This is a genomic window from Kordia jejudonensis (assembly GCF_001005315.1).
GTDB classification, from domain to species: domain Bacteria; phylum Bacteroidota; class Bacteroidia; order Flavobacteriales; family Flavobacteriaceae; genus Kordia; species Kordia jejudonensis.
In genome coordinates, this window is sequence record NZ_LBMG01000170.1 from 1 (window position 1) to 817 (window position 817).

Annotated in this window: 1 protein-coding gene; it reads left to right on the forward strand. The window is 28.6% G+C overall.

The window, feature by feature from the left end; translation table 11 throughout:
• Window positions 1–405 precede the first annotated feature (405 nt).
• The coding region (locus AA089_RS23175) for a recombinase family protein (protein WP_046759406.1) at window positions 406–817 on the forward strand (412 nt) is incomplete at its 3' end.

Genomic DNA, 817 nt, shown 5'->3' on the forward strand with positions numbered 1-817 from the left:
CGATAGTGTGTTGGCTCAAAATCAACAAATAATTAAAACAAATGTATAACACATAAAAAGTAAAAAAGACATTCCTTAGTCTATAATTGTAAGATTTTAACTATTAATTTTCAGTTGAACCCTTTGAATTCATTTCAATTCTTTGTACTATTGAAATATGTTTTTAAGCAATTTTACAATTTTAAACAAAGGAATAGTAGCAATTCGTAAAGTGTTTACGATACGCAATAATGCATTAGTTCCTTTAAATGAAAAATGTAAACGATATACAGGCATTACAAACGATTTCCGTTGAGCAGTTACGAAGCTTCGATGGATTTGATGATATATCTATAGCGGAAGCTCAGCAGATCATACAAACACTAAAAGAACTATCATTATTAACTCATAATATCGTTACAAATCATGAGGAGTCTAAATCAATTTCAACACTTCGTCAAGCGGAGTAAAAAGCAAACCATCCGAAACAATAAAGCTGTAATCTACACAAGAGTTGCAAGTCAGATACAAAATGAAAATTCGAAAATTCAATATCAAAAAAAGCTATGCTTACATAAAGCGGAACAGCTACAACTAAATGTAAAAAAGTGTTTCGGTGGAACTTGTAAAAGTGGATTTGAAACTCAAACAGATATTGAAACAATGATAAGTTATGTAGAAAAATATGATATATCGAATATTATAGTTTATACCTATGATCGTCTGACAAGAAAAAATGGCTATGCTACAATAGAAAAATTTAAAAGCTTAGGTATTCAAATTATAACAGTAGTTCAACCAAAAATATTTGCTATTAATTTATCAAAACTTTATCGAG